Origin of the sequence: Akkermansia muciniphila, from assembly GCF_900184965.1 — a bacterium.
Classification (GTDB): domain Bacteria; phylum Verrucomicrobiota; class Verrucomicrobiia; order Verrucomicrobiales; family Akkermansiaceae; genus Akkermansia; species Akkermansia muciniphila_A.
Map to the genome: position 1 here is coordinate 58,139 of NZ_FXYA01000146.1, position 15,524 is coordinate 73,662.

Consider the following 15,524-nt stretch of genomic DNA (forward strand, 5'->3'; position numbering starts at 1 on the left):
GAATCAAAGAATATGAGATATTATTTTATTATTTGTTTTTTTATGTAAATAAAAATGGTAGAAGAGCAGGGAATGGACGGCTGTAAAATTCCAGAGATTGAGAGTAAAAGGCCGGTTTTCTCCGTTTTCAAACACAGCTGTTGAGAAGATGAGCCGTTAGGACTTATGCGGGAAGCCTCCGACGCACGAAAATCGGATCATGCTGTTTATCATGATCTTTGTACGGGCAACAGGGAATCGCCGTACAGGAAGGAATTGTTTTATCTTTCCTTACCGTGGCGGATGTCCGTGGCTTCCTTCAGGAAGACGGTGGTAACGGCGATGGTTCTGGCAATGTCTCCGATACGTTCCAGAGAACGGAGCATGAAGAGAAGGTTGACGCTGTCCTCCATGTATGAACGGATGGGGATGAGTCTGTGACCATCGCCAAAAGGGTCAACAGGCTGAATAAGCGCCCGCGCATCCGGGAGGCTGCCTTGGCGGATTCCGTCTATCGGGAAATGGCAGAGCGGTTCAGGGCTGTGAATAAGGCTGTTTCCACCCGGGACGGGGAGGCTCCGGCGGAGTTTGTTCCTGCGCTGGGGAATTGGGTCGGAGCACGCGGCGTCCCTGACGGAGGCGTTTGCCTGCTTGCCTGGGCAATATCGGGACAATCCGGTTTCCGTTGCGGAGCTGGTTTTTGTGAACCGTTCCCAGGAACGCATCGCGGATGGGCGCCAAAAGGCAGTGGCGAAAGGGCTTTGCGCGGACATCCTGACGCCGCGTGCCTGAACGGGAAAACCCGCGGCGGGTGTTGTTGAAGCGCCGTTTTTTATTCGGAAACGGGATTCAGGCAGACCGTCTATCTGACGGTCCAGGTAATGCTGCGCGTGGCGGATTGGCCGGGACGCAGAATCACGCTGGGGAAGTGAGGGGTATTGACGGCATTGGGGAAGCCCTGGGCTTCCAGCGCTATTCCCTGGCGCGCCTGGGGCAGGTATTCCCCGGTATATACCTGGAGGCCGGGAGCGTCCGTCGCCACAATCAGGCGGTGCCGGGATTCCGGGTCAAGAAGGATGGCGGCGATTTTGTCTCCCGGTTCGGAATCCAGCACGTAGTTATGGTCCAGCCCGGCGGCGGTGTCCGGGTGGGCGGCGGAATTGCGTTCTCCCAGCAGGGCTGCTTTCCGCAGGTCAAAGTCCGTTCCTTCCACGGGAAGGATACGGCCGTCGGGGATATTGGTGGCATCCACCGGAGTATAGGCGGATGCCCGTACCTCCAGAGTCATGGAATCAATGGTGGGCTTGCCGGACAGGTTCCAGTAAGCGTGGTTGGTGAGGTTGACGATTGTGGCCGCGTCCGCGTACGCTTCCAGGCGGAGGTGAAGGGTTTCTTCCACCACGGTGTAGGTGGCTACCACTTCCAGGTTGCCGGGGTAATTTTCCTCCCCGTCTGCGGAGTGCAGGGTCAGCACCAGCGTATTGCGCCCGGCTTCCTGCACCTGCCAGATTTTGCTGTCGAACCCCTGGATGCCGCCGTGCAGGTGGTTGGGGCCGTTGTTGACGGCCACGGTGCGGGAATCCCCGTCAATGGAGAACCTGCCTTTTGCGATGCGATTCGCGACGCGGCCGCAAATCGCACCGCAATAACAGGTGTCTTTCAGCATGTCTTCAAAGCGCTTGGGCCCTACGATCATGTCCATGCCGTCCTTGACGACGGAGATGATGCGCCCCCCGTAGTTGCTGATGCGTACCGTCAGCTTGTCGGAAGACAGTTCAAACAATTCTACAGGTGCGCCGCCGGGTAAGGTGCCGAAGATCATGCCGGTATATAGCTTGGTCAGTAGTGGATTTTCAATTAATAGGCCAGCACGCGGGAACCGTTGTTGCCGATGATCACGCGCACGCGCTGTCCGACCTGGATCGGGTTGTTCCTGCTGGCGACCTGGACGACCGTGTAGTTGCGGGTGCCGTTCCTTTTCTGGTCCAGACGCACGGTGATGCGTTCCCCGGTCGTGTTGTTGATGGCCTTGTCAATCTGGTTGCCGGCGATGCCGCCCAGAATGGCGCCGCCCGCCGCCGTCGCGAATTTGGCGTTGCCGCCCCCGAACATGGCGCCGGTCAACCCGCCCGCCACGGCGCCGATTCCGGTGCCGGTGTTGGCGTTATTGGCCTGGATTTTGACGTTTTCCACGCTGGTGACCGTGCCGGTATAGGTTTCCTGGGCTCCGCCGATTTCATTCAGGTTATAGGTGTTCGGGGAACCGAAGTTGGTGCAGGAAGTAATGGACAGCGCCATGACTGCACAGCCGATGGTAAGAATGGAAGCTGTTTTCATGATGACGATTTATAAAACGGATTGAAGGTTAAGATCAAGTAATTTCGCAGTCACCGGAAGGGCCGCGGTTGCGCCCTTACGGCGGAGAAAACCCTTGCCGGAACCTTCCGGCAAGGGTTCGTATTTATTCTAACGGTTTCGACGGGTCAGGCCTTGGGGGCTTCTTCCTTTTTGGGGCAGCCGCAGGGCTTTTCTCCTTTGCTGCAAGGCTGGCCGCACTTTTCCGGGCATTTGCCTTCCTTGGCGCATTTCCTGGGGCACTTTTTATCTTTCTTGCAGCACTTTTGGGCTGCGGGGGCGGGGGAGTCCGCCGGGGCGGCTGCCTCCTGGGCGTAACCGTTGACACTGAAGGCGAACGCGAAGGCTGCTACAGCGAGGATCTTTTTCATATAATGAGATGTGAGGTTTGTGGTGGTGGTAATGCTGCGGCAGAGGATCTGCCGCTCTACGACTGATAGAGCGGCAGGGAGCGATATTTGTTCAAAAAAATATGCGGAGAGGATGCTTTTTTAAGGCGGTTTTTTTGATGAGGACGCGCTTTTGGACTCCGGAGTAAGTTTGACAGTCCGGGAGCATGTACGGAGCGCCGGCTTGCATGGGGCGATTTCTTGAGGCACGGTAGGGAACATGAGTTCAGCCAAGGAACCTGTGACGCGCCGTTTTGGAAATGGTTTGACGGTTTTGATCAAGGAGGACAAGTCTCATCCCGTAGTGTCCCTCCAGTACTGGGTTGGCACGGGGTCCATGAATGAGGGGCACTGGCAGGGGAGCGGACTTTCCCATTTGCTGGAGCATCTGGTGTTTAAGGGAACGGCGCATTTCTCCGGGCAGGAACTGGCCCGCAAGGTGCAGGAACGCGGCGGCCACTGGAATGCGTACACCAGCGTGAACCGCACCGTGTACTACATAGACGGCCCTGCGGAGTCCTGGCAGATTTTTCTGAATCTTCTGACGGAGCTTGTATTTTTCCCCACGTTCCCGGAAGACGAGATGGAGCGGGAGAAGGAGGTGGTGCGCCGGGAGATGGCCATGTATGCGGATGATCCCGATTCCGTGGCCTACCAGCTTCTGATGCAGACGCTGTATCTCAAGCATCCCCGCCGCTGGCCCGTGCTGGGTGAGCGCGCCGCCTTTGACTGCCTGACGCGGCAGGACGTGCTGGATTACCATGCCAGCCGTTATGTTCCGAATAACGTGGTTCTTTCCATCGCGGGAGATGTGGATGCCGTGGAGATTCTTTCCCATCTGGAATTGCTGGTGGAAGACCTGAAATCCCGTCCCCTGAACCGGGAACCCATTCCCCATGAACCTCACCAGTTCGGTTCCCGCAGGGTTCGGAAGGAGTTTGCCGTGCCTTATTCCAAGCTGCACCTTGCCTGGCGCCTGCCCTGTTCCGCCCATCCGGATACGCCGGCCCTTTCCGCGCTGTCCAGCATTCTGGGCGGCGGACGTTCCGCGCGTTTTTATGAAAAGTTCCATGACCGCCTGGGGCTGGTGTACGGCATTGAGGTGCATTCCAACCAGTCTGAGACGGATGAGGGGGCGTTCACCATCAGCATTGACGTGGACCGCGCTCAGCGCGACAAAGTGCGGGACCTGGTGCTCCAGGAGCTTCGCAATCTGGCGGAAGAGGATTTTACGGAGGACCTGAAGAGAGTTTGCAAACAGACCCGTGTCAGCCGCCTGCGCCGCAGGAGTTCCGCTTCCGGGATGGCCTCGGAAATGGGGGCGGACTGGTTCGGCGCGCGCAATTTGAACCTGTCTTCCGAATGGCAGGAGGCTATTGAACGGGTGACAACGGAAGATTTGCGCCGCGTTTGTTCCACCTGGCTGTCTTCCCCGAATGTGACGGAAGTCAGCCTGGACCCCCCGGGCAGCAATGCCGGGGATGAAGAAGGGGCCTCCGCCGCCGAGGGAACGGCCCTGAGCGAGCATGTTCTTGGCAACGGCATGAAGGTGGTGATCCGTGAAGACCATCGCCTGCCGCTGGCCTATGCCTGCATGGCGTTCAAAGCCGGATGCCGTGCGGAAAATGAGCATGACGCCGGAGTGACGGACTTGATGGCCGAATGCCTGCTGAAAGGAACCTCCACCCGTTCCGCCGCGGATATAGCCCGTTTTCTGGAAGACATCGGGGGGGCCGTCAACACATCCGCCGGTAATAATTCCCTGAGCGTGGGGTGTCAGGTCCTGGCGGAAGACCTGGACGCCGGGCTGGAGCTGATGGCGGACGTAGTCATGAATCCGTCTTTCCCGGAAGACGCCTTTCTGAGGGAACAGGAGTCTTTTGTGGCGGATGCGGAGGAGGATATGGAAGACCCTCTTTCCGTGGCGTTCCGGCAGGAGCGGAAGGTGGCTTACGGGCATGTCTCCTATGGGAATTCCCCTTCCGGCACGCCGGAAAGCCTGTCTTCACTGACGGTTCAGGACATCAAAAGGCAATATGAACGCATTATCTGCGCCTCCAATGCCGTGATTTGCATTTCCGGAGATGTCAGGAAGGAAGAGGTTCTGCCTCTTCTGGAAAAACATCTGGGAGGCATGAGGGCGGGAACGCCTCCGGCCCTGACTCCCACGCCCGCGCTGCGGGCCGGCCGGGAAGTGGCCGTCCTGGACAAACAGCAGGCCGTGCTGGTAGTGGGGGTGCCGGGCGTGGACGTGGCTTCCCCGGAGATGGCCCAGGCTCTGTTGTTCCAGTCCTGGTGCAGTGATATGGCCGGTCCCGTTTTCACCAATATCCGGGAGGAAGCCGGACTGGCCTATTATGCCAGTTCTTCCCTGTTCATCGGCATGGATGCCGGAGGCATCTGCTTCTATCTGGGGACCTCCCCGGAACAATTGGAGGAAGCCGGGCGGAGGCTGGAAGAAACCCTGGAGATGATTTATGAACAGGGCATGACGGAGGAGGAGCTGGAACGCACCAGGGCGGCCGCCCTGTCTTCCCGTCTGCTGGCCATGCAGTCCAATGGAACGTTGTGCCAGATGTTGGCGCTGGATATCCTGTTCGGTCTGCCTTTGGAAGCGTTTGAACAGCAGACGAACGCTATCAGGAAGATGGATCTGGCACGGATGAACGCCTTTATCAGGAAGGCGCTGGATCCCGCCCAGCCGCGTTCCTGGTCCGTCGTGCGCCCGCCTGCCGGGGAATAATTTCCCGGAGAATCATTCCCGTTTTCATGGGGGGCGATGCATGGCGGGGCTGAATGATTTATCCTGCCCGGTTTTATGGGCGCTGTTTGGCAAGGAGGGAATGCTTTCCCTCCTTGCCCGATTGCCTGTTTTCCCGGCTTTTTCCAAATGCCCGGCAGAAAAAGGTTTTGTGATGGAAGGATCACGGGAAAGAATATATACGGATGAGCGTGAATTAGAGAGAATGCCGGGATGTGAAAAATAGACAAAATATTGAATTCCAGATGGGAAGCAGAGAAGAAGCTCTTCCGGGCTTTTCACCCGATTTCCCCTATATAGCTTCACGGGCGGAACTTGACAAGTATCCGGGGCAGTCTGTTCCCTGGCATTGGCATCAGGCGGTGGAGTTATTTTTTATAGAGAGCGGTTCTCTTGAATATTATACCCCAAAGGGAACAGCTTGTTTCCCGTCAGGATCCGGCGGCATGGTGAATTCCAATGTATTGCATCGGACAAAGACAGCAGTGCATACGGAAAAAAACGTCCAGTTGCTTCATATTTTTGATGTATCCCTGCTTGATGGAGGGAAGGGGAGCCGGATAGGACAAAAATATATTTCTCCAGTTGTTTCAGATCCGGAGGTGGAATTGATCTCCTTCTCCCCTGCAAATCCCCGGGATGAAAAAATTCTGGAACTGATACGGGATTCTTTTCAACTTTCAGATCGTGAATTTGGGTATGAAATGAAGTTGAGGAATGCCCTGTCGGAAATCTGGATGAGGATGTTTGCCCAATTCTCTTTTTCCGCTCAAAGGAAAGAATGCAATAAAAGGGATGATAAAATAAAGCAGATGATGGCCTATGTCCATGAACATTATTCCGGGAAAATTGCTGTTCAGGAACTTGCGGCGGCGGCTTTTTTAAGTGAAAGGGAATGCTTTAGAACATTTCGTGATTGCCTGCATATGACGCCGGTGGAATATATCAGAAGCTATCGTTTGCAAATAGCTTGCCGAATGCTGGCTGACGTCAGGATTCCCATTACGGACGTAGGTTATTCCTGCGGATTGGGCAGCAGCAGTTATTTTGGAAAGATTTTCCGGGAATATTTTTATTGCACCCCAACCGAATACCGGAGAAAATGGCGGAATCGTGATATTTAATGGCAGGTAAATGATATTTATTTCCGTGGGAATGCGCTATAGTGATAGCCATGACTGAGATGGAGCCGGACAGAAAAACCGCGGAACGGGCAATCAGGGAAGCATATGAATCCAACCCGGGAGGCTGGGCGGAACATTCCCGCCATGTAGCGCAGGCCTGTGAAAATATAGCGTCACATTGTAAAGGGTTGTCCGGCGAAAAGGCTTATGTTCTGGGGTTGTTGCATGATATTGGACGGCATGCCGGAGTAAGTTCCGAAAAGCATTTAATAGACGGGTACCGCTATTGTTCGGCAAGAGGCTGGAACAAGGCTGCGCAGATTTGCATTTCTCATGCGTTTATGATACAGGATATCAATACTTCTATCGGCACGTTTGACGTGAGTGAAGAGGATTACCTGTTCATGAAAAATTTTGTAGAGAACGCAGTCTATGACGACTATGACCGCCTGGTCCAGTTATGTGATGCTTTGGCCTTGCCTACAGGCTTCTGCCTTTTGGAAAAACGTTTTGTAGATGTGACAATCCGTTATGGAGTGCATCCGTTTACGGTGGACCGGTGGAAAAAAATTCTTCAGCTCAAGGCGTTCTTTGAAAAGAAAACAGGCTGTTCCATTTATGATCTGTTGCCGGGAGCCGTTGAAAACAGTTTTCGTCAGGAGGAAAGCCATGCGTTATGAAGCAAAAGATTTTTTGGAAACGGCAAGTCCTGATGCGTTAAGGAAAATCGCCCGGGCGAGGGAATTGACAAGGGAATATTATTTTTCCGCGTATGGCGATACGCGGAGAAGACGTGAAATTCTTCAGGAATTGCTGGGAGGGATTGGGGATAACGTGACGATAGATACTCCCTTTCATTGCGACTACGGGAAGAACATCTTTTTAGGGAGCAACGTGATCATCGGCATGAACTGCACGTTGGTGGATAATGCGCCCATTCACATGGGCAGCCAGGTGTTGATTGCGTCCAATGTTCAGATTTATACGGCTTCGCATCCGGTCTTGCCTCAGGAACGCCTTGTGACGGAATGGGAAGAAGGTAAGGGAACGTTTTTCCGAACTTATGCACTGCCGGTAGAAATTGAGGATCAGGTATGGATTGGAGGCGGCAGCGTTCTGCTGCCGGGCGTGACGATAGGAAAAGGCTCCGTTATTGGAGCGGGAAGCGTCGTTACTCATTCCATACCGGCCGGCTGTGTTGCTGTTGGGAATCCATGCAGGGTGATCAGGCGTTTTTGACATCAACGGATGAAGGCCGCCGCAGGAGACGGCGTTTTTCGTTCCTTAAGAATTGGAGAGTTTGCCCAGTGAGGCTTTTCAGCATCAGGGCAAGTTCCGCCTGCTCCGGTTACGGATATTTTTCCAGAGGCGGGGAGGGGCGCAGGGACTCAATAAAAAACGCAGGCGGCGATGCGCCTGCGCGGTATCCGTCGATAGTTCTGACAGAAGGAAGGAGCGTTTTTTTTGCCGGAGGGTCTTTGTGCCAAACAGCATTCTTCCGCCTCCTGAAACCCCCGGCGCGCTTTCGTGCTTTTGGAGAAGCGGCCGTATCAAGGCACGCCAGGGAAGAACAGGACGGCTGTTTTTTAGCCGATTTCCGTGCGGCCCAGCAGGTGGGCGCCTTCCTCCATGGCGAGGCTGCGCGTTTTCATGTCTCCGACGACGCGGGCCTGCTGCTTGAGTTCGCAGCGGTCAGAGGTGACCTTGCCTTCCACGTTGCCATAGATGCGGACGTCTCCGGCAGTGATGTCACCCTTGATTTGGGCGGTTTCCCCGATGGTGACTTTTCCCTTGTCGGAGATGATTTCGCCTTCGATTTTGCCGTCGATGTGCATGTCATTCTGGAAACGGATGGTTCCCTTGATTTCGATGCCGGAGGCGAGGAAGTTGGTTACGTTGTCTGTCATTGTCGTCAAATGGTTGGGGATGGGTGTTTCCGGTTTAGATGGTCATGATATCCTTTTCCTTGACGGCCACCAGCTCGTCAATCTCCTTCACGTATTTGTCCGTCAGCTTCTGGATTTGCGTTTCCAGGTCGCGCTGGCCGTCTTCCGTGACGATGTTTTCCGCCTTGAGCTTTTTGGCGGAATCCATGGCGGCCTTCCGGGCGCCGCGCACGCGTACGCGGGCTTCCTCCGCCTGGGATTTGACAAGCTTTACAAGGTCTTTGCGGCGTTCTTCCGTGAGGGCGGGAATGGGCAGGCGGATGGAGCGGCCTTCCACCAGGGGATTGAGGTTCAGCTTGCTTTCATTGATGGCGCGGCCGATGTCGTGAACGGTGCTCGGGTCAAAGGGCTGGATGAGAATGAGGCGGGGTTCCGGCGTGCTGATGACGGCCAGGCCCTTCAGCTTCATGACGGAGCCGTAGCTGGAGACATGCACGTCCAGGTTTTCCACGAGGCCGGGGGAGGCTTTGCCCGTGCGTACGCCGGAGAATTCCTGTTTGGCGAAGTCCACGGCCTTGAGCATGGATTCCTCCGTTTCCAATAATAATGTTTCTGCGTCCATGATGATGGTAGGTGCTAAGTGTTTTTAGTGGGTTGAAAGGGAATGCGGGGCTCAGCTGATGATGGTGCCGATCGGTTCCCCGAGAAGGGCGCGCGTGATGTTGCCCGGCGTGTGCATGTCGAATACGATGATGGGTTTTTTGTTGTCCATGCACAGGGTGAAGGCCGTGGAGTCCATCACTTTGAGCTGGCGTTCCAGGCATTCCTGATACGAGATGGTGTCAAATCGCTTGGCTCCGGAGACTTTTTTGGGGTCCGCATCATACACTCCGTCCACGGAGGTGGCCTTCATGACCACTTCCGCATTGATTTCGCTGGCGCGCAGGGCGGCCGTGGTGTCCGTGGAAAAGAACGGGTTGCCGGTGCCGGCGGCGAAGATGACGATTTTATTGTTGTCCAGATACGAGCGGGCCCTCAGGCGGATGAAGGATTCCGCGACGTTTTTCATTTCAATGGCGGACTGCACCACGCAGGGGACTCCCGCCCGTTCCAGCGCGCTTTGAAGGGCCAGGGCGTTCATCACGGTGGCGAGCATGCCCACGTAATCCGCCGTGGCGCGGTCCATGCCGCGCACGCTGGCTTTCGCCCCGCGCCAGAAATTGCCGCCGCCCACGACCAGGCCTATTTGGATGCCGGAGCGGTGCGCCTGGGCGATTTCTTCAGCAATGCGGGCGACGATTTCCGGGGAAATGTTGTCCATGCTGCCGGGGCTGCGCAAGGCTTCCCCGCTGAGTTTCAGGAGGATTCTTCGATAGGCGGGTGCGGATGTATCAGACATAGATGCGGATTTTACGCAGACAAGATTGAAATTTCACGGGGCAAAAAGAAAGCAAAAAGAGCTTCCTTATTGATTTTTCTCCGGAGGTCCGGAAATTTCCACCTTGATGGGGCTTCTGCTCTCCAGGCTGCAGGTAGGGAAGGGGAAGGAAATGCCTTCTTCCTCAAAGCGGTGCTTGATGTCATGGGCAAGCGTTTTCTTGCAGTCCAGGAAATTTTCTTTCTGGCACCAGGCGCCTACGGTAAAGCCCAGGGAAGAGTCCTGGAACCCTGAAAACGAGATGAGGGGCGCGGGGTCGTCCATGCAGAATTTGTTTTGTTTGACTATTTCCCGGAGAACGTTCACGACATGCTCAATGTCGCAGTTATAGTCCACGCCCAGACTCAGGTCGCACCGGCGCGTGGAAAAACGGGTGATATTGCTGACCGGATTTTTGATGATTATTTCATTGGGAATACGCACCATGGTATTGTTCGGCAGCCGGAGCTGGACGGACATCAGGTTGATGGAGTCCACGTTTCCGGTAATTCCATTCACTTCAATCATATCCCCCAGGTTAATCTGCTTTTCCCCTACCAGGAAGAGGCCGCTGATGATGTTGGACAGGGAGGTCTGGGAGGCGAAGCCTACGGCGACGCCGATGATGCTGGCCGCGCCCAGCAGGGTCAGGATATCGAACCCCATCAGGGCAAAGGCTTCCACGCCTATAATGATATAGCCGACGTTTTTGACGATTTTCACCGTCAGGCGGGAGGCCTGGGGCGACATTTTCAAAATAGTGATTTTTTTGAGCACCTGGCAGAGCAGTTTCAGAAGTATCCAGCTGATTACCAGCCATACCGCCACGTGCAGGATTTTGACTCCCGCGGACTGCACCATTTCCAGCTTGAGCCAGTCCGGCATGTTCAGGAAGTCCATGGTTTTTGTCCAGATGTCTTCTCTGGGGGATGCGTCTGCCATGATATTCATATGAAGGATGTAGCAAACGCTCCTGCCCGGCTCAAGGGGCGCGCGCGTATTCTTCCCGGTTTATGACAGTTCCTCCGGCAGTGGGAAGGGCGGGTTTTCCAGGCGCGGCGGACGCAGAAATTCATCCCGCGGGAAGGGTGGCTGCCGCATGGCCGGATATGGCGCCTGATTGGGAAAAAGGGAAAGGCGGGGATGAAAAAAGGCCGTTCCCCGGAGAGGGGAGCGGCCTTGAAATATTGCCGGGGCTGTTTTACTTGCTGAGGTAGGAGGCCACGCCTTCGTGGGACGGGGTCATGGCCGCGTCTCCCTTGTGCCAGCCAAGGGGGCAGACTTCCCCGTACAGTTCGAAGTGCTGGAGGGCGTCAACTACGCGGATGGCTTCATCAATGGAGCGTCCCAGCGGGAAGTCGTTGATGAGCTGGTGGCGGACGATGCCGTCCTTGTCAATCAGGAAGAGGCCGCGGTAGGCGATCAGTTCCCCGTTGACTTCCACATTGCCGTCTTCGTCAATTTCCTCATCGCCGGCCAGCACGCCGTAGTCGGCGGAAATGGTCTTGTTGATGTCGGAGACGATGGGGTAGGTCACGCCCTGGATGCCGCCCTGGCTGCGGGGGGTGTTGATCCAGGCCCAGTGGGAGAATTCGCTGTCCGTGGAGCAGCCGACGACGGCTACGTCACGCTTGTCGAATTCGCCCAGGGCTTCCTGGAAGCCGATCAGCTCGGTAGGGCACACGAAGGTGAAATCCTTCGGGTAGAAGAACAGGATTACGTATTTTTTGCCCTTGAACTGGTCAAGGCTGAAATCCGGTACGATGGTACCGTTTACAACTGCGTTTGCGCTGAAATGAGGTGCCGGTTTTCCTATGAGAAGCATGATTGTTTTTTGGTTTGGTTCTAAAAGAATGATTCCAAAAAACGGACGAAAGTCAAGCGGCAATGATGCCGCATTCGTTCCAAACGAGCCTGTTTTCTCTTGAAAATGAAGCTTTTTTTGTCAGTATTCCCTCCATGTCATCCTCAAAGGCGCAACAAGATGAGTGGTCCGGAAAAATCGGCGTGATTCTCGCTGTGGCCGGCAGTGCCGTCGGGCTGGGAAATTTTCTGCGCTTTCCGGGGCTGGCCGCTCAATATGGAGGGGGCGCCTTCATGGTGGCTTACGGGCTCATGCTGGTTCTGGTGGGCGTGCCCGTGGCATGGGCGGAGTGGTCCATCGGGCGGCGCGGCGGCCAGATGGGCGCCCATTGCGCCCCCGGCGTGTTCTGGTACCTGACCAAAGGGTCCAGGCTGTGGAAGTTTCTGGGCGTGCTGGCGGTTCTGGGGCCTTCATCCGTGGCTTTTTACTACATGGTGGTGGAAGCGTGGTGCTGCGGCTATTTCTGGAAGATGCTCACCCGTCCGGAGGTTTTTGCCACGGCGGAGGGGACGGCGCAGACTTTTTTCAGTTTCACGGGCATGTACGGTGACGGGAACGCCCTGTTGTCGGACAACGGGCTGCTGTGGATCGTCGTCGGGGTCATTTTGCTGAACCTGGTAATTATTTACCGTGGCATCAGCAAGGGCATCGAAATGTTTTCGCGCTGGTTCATGCCGTTGCTGCTGTTGATTTCCCTGGTGCTGCTGGTGCGCATTTTGTGCATCGGCACGCCGGACCCTTCTTATCCGGACCGCAGCATCGAACAGGGACTGGGGTATATGTGGAATCCCAGCAAGGTGCTGGTGGAGGAACTGGACCGGGACAGCGGGGACTGGAAGACGGTTTCCATGGTTTCAGCCTCCCAGGCGGGAGCCATGGATGAAGCCGTGCGGCAGGTGGAGATGTCCGGCGGAACCCGGAGGCTGACTGAGGTGTCCTTGTGGGACGGTCTGAAAAATATTGAGCTTTGGATCGCGGCCGCCGGGCAGGTTTTCCTGAGCCTTTCCGTAGGGACGGGGCTGATTCTGACGTATGCCAGCTATGTTAAAAAGAAGGAGGATATTGCGTTGAGCGGCTTTTCGGCAGCCGCCTCCAATGAAGTGTGCGAGGTGGGCATTGCCGGTATGATGACGGTGCCTGCCGCCGTGGCGTTCCTGGGAGTGGCCGGAGCCGCCGGGCAGGGGACTTTTGCGCTGGGCTTCATGGTGCTTCCGCAGGCTTTTGCCAAGATGGGGGCCAGCGTGGTATTCGGCAGCCTGTTCTTCCTGCTTCTGACGGTGGCGGCGGTGACCAGCTCCATTTCCATGATGCAGGTGGGCTTGTCCTTTATTGAGGAATTCATGGGGTTGAAACGCAAGATGGCTGTGGTGGTGCAGGGCTTTTTTACGGCTACGGGCACGTTCATCGTTGCCTGGTACAGCGGCAACCTGCTGGCGATGGATACTTATGACTTCTTTCTGGGCACGCTGTGTTTCTTTGTGAGCGCCATGGTGATGATGATTCTTTTTTCCTGGAAGCTGGGGGTGGACCGGGGGTTGAAGGATTTGGAGGACAGTTCCGTCATCCGCATTCCCAGAATATACCGTTTCATCATGAAGTTTGTGACGCCTACGCTGCTGCTGGCGATTTTCCTGGCCTGGCTGGCGCAGAATATCTGGGTGAAGCAGGCCGCGCCCATTGAAGCGCTGGGGCGGGGAGAGCATGGGGCGGTCATTCCCATGGGGTTTCTGGCGGCTTATGCCCTGTTCCTGGTTTTCATCACCATGGCGTCCGGAAGGCATAAGGTGTACCACGGTCCGCGATAGGCGCGGAAAGGCCTGCGCGGCTGCCCGTTTCCCGCAGTCTGAGGCAGGTTGTGAGGCAATCCGGAGGCTTGACCAGAGCCGGATTTGATATAGGCTGGAACCATGTCCAGAACAAGGAGGATACGCAGGAAAAAGCCCCGTGCAGGCAGCGTCTGGAAAAAGCTGCTGCTGTGGGGCGTGCTGGGGATGCTTGTTCTGGCTGCCGCTGCGGTGGCGGGGTCTTATCTGTATGTCAGGGCCTACTTGAAGAGCGATGGTTTTTTAGCCATGCTGGAACAGTCCGCCATTGATGATATGAATGTGGAGACAGCCAGGATAGCCCCTCTTGACTGGGACGGCTCCGGCATCCGGTGCGGCGGCGTAATGATGGAGGGGCATGAGTTGTTGACTTCCCTTCAGGCCAGGGACATTGAGACGGAATTCAGCCGCTGGGATTTGCTGAAGCGCGCTTTCGTCATGACCTCCGTCAATATTGCGGAGCTGAAGCTTCAGCTCGCCCCCGCGTCTTTCCGTTTCAGGGAAAAGCCGGAAGGGCCCAGAAGCTGGGCGGAAGAGAATATTCTGCCGGATACGTTCCGTCTGGAAAAAGGGAGCATTGATTCCCTGTCCGTTTCCTATGGGGAGGCCGGCCGGCTGTATATTCTGGACGGGGCCCGCGTGGAGAGCGTCTATGACGCCGGTTCCAGCCAGTACAGGTTTGAAGTGCGGGGGGGAAAGCTGCTCCTTCCCTTCAGGGGATGTCCCGAATTTTCCCTGATGTCCGGCACGGCGCAGTTTAACCATGCCGGCAGGAGGGTGAACGTCCCGTCCTGCCGCCTGACTACGGACGCCGGCGGTTATCTGGACATCAAGGGGGACTGGGACGGCTCTTCTTCCTTCTGGACGGCGAATATGGTGGTGAACGGCGTCCCTGTCTCTTCCTTCCTGGAAGATCATTGGAAAAAGCATGTGCAGGGCAGCGTGAGCGGCGGGATAGACCTGCGCGGCGGACAGGACGGCGTCACCCATGTGGCCGGGCTCGCCAGATTGCAGGGCGGCATGCTGACCGGCCTTCCCGTCCTGGACAGGCTGGCCCTGTTCTGCGGTTCTTCCAGATTCCGGAATCTTCCCCTGCATGAGGCGTCCGCCCAGTTCGTCTATCAGGAATCCGCCTGGCATATTTCCAATATTCTGGTGGAAAGCGAAAACCTGGTCAGGGTGGAAGGCTGGCTGGAAATCGGGAAAGGGGGGGCGCTGACCGGAAGGTTGCAGGTGGGGCTGAGGGCCGACGGCCTGTGGAAAGCTCTTCCGGGATTTTCCGATGTGTTTTCCGTTTCCCGCCAGGGAGCGGGAGGCAATCTGGCGTGGGCCAATGTGAATATCGGCGGGACGCTGGACAACCCGTCGGAGGACTTGTCCGCGCGGCTCATCAAGGCGGCGGGAAACCGCCTGACGGAAATAGGAATGGGCAAGGCTGCTGAAGTGGCGGACGTCGCGTCGCGGCTGCTGAACAGGGGAACCGGGAAAAACGGGGCAGGGGATGGTAAGGAACATCCTGGCCGCAAGTTCGGGATTCCCGCCGCGGACGAAGTGCCCGTCCCGGTTGTGCCGCAGTTGCAGGACGCTGCGGAAAAGGGGCTTAAAACAGGAAGTGACCTGATGAACGAATTAATGAATTGGTAACCCTTTTTTTCAGATGAAACCTTATCCCTGCCAAATGGTGCAGGCGGTCGCCGTTATCGTGGAGCGTATCGCGGATACGGCTTTCCGCGCCACCCTGCCGAATGGCAAGATCGCCGTGGCTTTTGTAGAAAAAAAGAACGCTTCCCTGAGGGAGCTGCTCAAGCCGGGCGACCGGGTGAACGTGACGATTTGCCCGGCGGATTTTGACCGCGCCCGAGTGGACGGACTGGCGGAATGATGCGGTACGTTTTTCCCTCATTATTGGGAGAAAGAGGCGTCGCG

The 15,524-nt window shown here is 56.2% G+C and carries 18 protein-coding genes; 9 read left to right on the forward strand and 9 right to left on the reverse strand.

Annotated elements, in window-relative coordinates:
* Nucleotides 1-260 precede the first annotated feature (260 nt).
* Entirely contained in the window at nucleotides 261-392 is a 132-nt protein-coding gene (locus CI070_RS14065) for a hypothetical protein (RefSeq protein WP_256943513.1), read from the reverse strand.
* Between the two features lie 238 nt (nucleotides 393-630).
* Between CI070_RS14065 and CI070_RS13855 the strand changes: the two genes are divergently transcribed.
* Nucleotides 631-771, forward strand: a complete 141-nt coding sequence (locus CI070_RS13855) for a hypothetical protein (protein WP_218824879.1) — start codon at nucleotides 631-633, stop codon at nucleotides 769-771.
* Nucleotides 772-841: 70 nt separating this feature from the next.
* Here the strand turns inward: CI070_RS13855 and CI070_RS02935 are convergent, their stop codons facing one another.
* The 3 genes from CI070_RS02935 to CI070_RS02945 form a co-directional block, all read right to left on the reverse strand.
* Entirely contained in the window at nucleotides 842-1,801 is a 960-nt protein-coding gene (locus CI070_RS02935) for an aldose epimerase family protein (protein ID WP_094135436.1), read from the reverse strand.
* A gap of 35 nt (nucleotides 1,802-1,836) precedes the next feature.
* A complete protein-coding gene (locus tag CI070_RS02940; RefSeq protein WP_094135437.1) occupies nucleotides 1,837-2,316 on the reverse strand; it encodes a glycine zipper 2TM domain-containing protein in 480 nt (159 codons plus the stop codon).
* Nucleotides 2,317-2,462: 146 nt separating this feature from the next.
* On the reverse strand, nucleotides 2,463-2,705 hold the full coding sequence (locus CI070_RS02945) for a hypothetical protein (protein ID WP_094135438.1): 243 nt from the start codon (nucleotides 2,703-2,705) through the stop codon (nucleotides 2,463-2,465).
* Between the two features lie 238 nt (nucleotides 2,706-2,943).
* Here CI070_RS02945 and CI070_RS02950 point away from each other — a divergent pair, with 238 nt between their 5' ends.
* The 5 genes from CI070_RS02950 to CI070_RS02970 are packed head-to-tail and all read left to right on the forward strand — an operon-like array spanning nucleotide 2,944 to nucleotide 7,847.
* Nucleotides 2,944-5,466 carry a M16 family metallopeptidase gene (locus CI070_RS02950; protein WP_094135439.1) on the forward strand — a complete coding sequence of 841 codons (2,523 nt, stop codon included), beginning with the start codon at nucleotides 2,944-2,946 and terminating at the stop codon, nucleotides 5,464-5,466.
* A 40-nt stretch (nucleotides 5,467-5,506) separates the two neighbouring features.
* The gene (locus tag CI070_RS02955) at nucleotides 5,507-5,710 is read left to right on the forward strand and encodes a hypothetical protein (protein ID WP_094135440.1); all 204 of its coding nucleotides are present in this window, start codon (nucleotides 5,507-5,509) and stop codon (nucleotides 5,708-5,710) included.
* Nucleotides 5,700-6,608, forward strand: a complete 909-nt coding sequence (locus CI070_RS02960; protein WP_094135441.1) for an AraC family transcriptional regulator — start codon at nucleotides 5,700-5,702, stop codon at nucleotides 6,606-6,608. Before CI070_RS02955 ends, CI070_RS02960 begins: the two co-directional genes overlap by 11 nt.
* A 59-nt stretch (nucleotides 6,609-6,667) precedes the next feature.
* Nucleotides 6,668-7,288, forward strand: a complete 621-nt coding sequence (locus tag CI070_RS02965; RefSeq protein WP_094135442.1) for an HD domain-containing protein — start codon at nucleotides 6,668-6,670, stop codon at nucleotides 7,286-7,288.
* On the forward strand, nucleotides 7,278-7,847 hold the full coding sequence (locus CI070_RS02970) for a sugar O-acetyltransferase (RefSeq protein WP_094135443.1): 570 nt from the start codon (nucleotides 7,278-7,280) through the stop codon (nucleotides 7,845-7,847). Before CI070_RS02965 ends, CI070_RS02970 begins: the two co-directional genes overlap by 11 nt.
* 347 nt (nucleotides 7,848-8,194) lie before the next feature.
* Here CI070_RS02970 and CI070_RS02975 read toward each other — a convergent pair whose 3' ends face one another.
* From CI070_RS02975 to CI070_RS03000, 5 genes are all read right to left on the reverse strand, one after another.
* Nucleotides 8,195-8,515 carry a bactofilin family protein gene (locus CI070_RS02975; RefSeq protein WP_012420356.1) on the reverse strand — a complete coding sequence of 107 codons (321 nt, stop codon included), beginning with the start codon at nucleotides 8,513-8,515 and terminating at the stop codon, nucleotides 8,195-8,197.
* 34 nt (nucleotides 8,516-8,549) lie between these two features.
* Nucleotides 8,550-9,116, reverse strand: coding sequence for a ribosome recycling factor (frr, locus tag CI070_RS02980; protein ID WP_012420357.1), 567 nt, complete (start codon nucleotides 9,114-9,116; stop codon nucleotides 8,550-8,552).
* Nucleotides 9,117-9,167: 51 nt separating this feature from the next.
* The gene (pyrH, locus tag CI070_RS02985; RefSeq protein WP_094135444.1) at nucleotides 9,168-9,893 is read right to left on the reverse strand and encodes a UMP kinase; all 726 of its coding nucleotides are present in this window, start codon (nucleotides 9,891-9,893) and stop codon (nucleotides 9,168-9,170) included.
* Nucleotides 9,894-9,959: 66 nt separating this feature from the next.
* Nucleotides 9,960-10,853 (reverse strand): mechanosensitive ion channel family protein, encoded by an 894-nt coding sequence (locus CI070_RS02990; RefSeq protein WP_179218293.1) that lies wholly within the window; start codon nucleotides 10,851-10,853, stop codon nucleotides 9,960-9,962.
* Between the two features lie 259 nt (nucleotides 10,854-11,112).
* Nucleotides 11,113-11,739, reverse strand: coding sequence for a redoxin domain-containing protein (locus CI070_RS03000; RefSeq protein ID WP_179218298.1), 627 nt, complete (start codon nucleotides 11,737-11,739; stop codon nucleotides 11,113-11,115).
* A 131-nt stretch (nucleotides 11,740-11,870) separates the two neighbouring features.
* Between CI070_RS03000 and CI070_RS03005 the strand changes: the two genes are divergently transcribed.
* The 3 genes from CI070_RS03005 (at nucleotide 11,871) to CI070_RS03015 (ending at nucleotide 15,480) form a co-directional block, all read left to right on the forward strand.
* Entirely contained in the window at nucleotides 11,871-13,580 is a 1,710-nt protein-coding gene (locus tag CI070_RS03005) for a sodium:calcium symporter (protein WP_179218294.1), read from the forward strand.
* Nucleotides 13,581-13,682: 102 nt separating this feature from the next.
* Complete coding sequence (locus tag CI070_RS03010; RefSeq protein ID WP_094135449.1) at nucleotides 13,683-15,242, forward strand: hypothetical protein; 1,560 nt, start codon at nucleotides 13,683-13,685, stop codon at nucleotides 15,240-15,242.
* A gap of 13 nt (nucleotides 15,243-15,255) precedes the next feature.
* Nucleotides 15,256-15,480, forward strand: coding sequence for a hypothetical protein (locus CI070_RS03015; protein WP_094135450.1), 225 nt, complete (start codon nucleotides 15,256-15,258; stop codon nucleotides 15,478-15,480).
* The last annotated feature ends 44 nt before the right edge of the window (nucleotides 15,481-15,524 follow it).